Consider the following 634-nt stretch of genomic DNA (forward strand, 5'->3'; position numbering starts at 1 on the left):
ATCGTGGCGAAACAGACCGACCCCAGCCGCTTCGCCAGTGGCCGAATGTATTCCGCCTTCTTCGGTATCGTGCCCGATCAGCACAGCAGCGGAAACAAAATCAGATTGGGCAAGATGAGCAAGCGCGGTGACGGCTACATACGCAGCCTGATGATCCAGGGCGCGCATGCCGTTTTGAGCCAGCTAAGGCCTGATTCCGATCAGCCAGATGATCGCCGCCTCTTGCGTTGGCTATCCCGCCTTGGGCGCAAGGAGGCGGCGATCAGGCTGGCTAATCGAAATCTGCGGATTATCTGGGCCCTGTTACAGAGCGATCAGGTTTACCAACGCAAACCGAACGAAAAACCGGAGGCGGCTATGAGCCTCTGACCAACCGAGTAATGCCACCGGGGCGCTAGGCGCTCCAACCCCTGCTAGTGAACATTGACCCTAGGTAAGACCGTCGCAGACCGATGCCTCCGCTCCTACAGGCCTGATAGTGGCCTCAATGTAAACGGCACACTGCGAGCTCACCACGATGTTGGCCAGAAGCAAAAAGCTTCCTCGAACAGGCCTGATACATAGATGCAACCGGGTTCCTATGTTCAAAAAAGCAGCTAGACAGTGTGGGCGAGTCCATACATAGGAGCGGGTT

At 56.6% G+C, this 634-nt stretch carries 1 protein-coding gene; it reads left to right on the plus strand.

The genetic code is table 11. From position 1 onward, the window contains the following. A partial coding sequence (locus tag INQ47_RS25635) for a transposase (protein WP_252461572.1) occupies positions 1-369 on the plus strand: 369 nt, incomplete at its 5' end. Between the last annotated feature and the right edge of the window lie 265 nt (positions 370-634).

It is taken from the genome of Pseudomonas sp. 3HC3 (assembly GCF_044904505.1).
GTDB classification, from domain to species: domain Bacteria; phylum Pseudomonadota; class Gammaproteobacteria; order Pseudomonadales; family Pseudomonadaceae; genus Aquipseudomonas; species Aquipseudomonas putida_Y.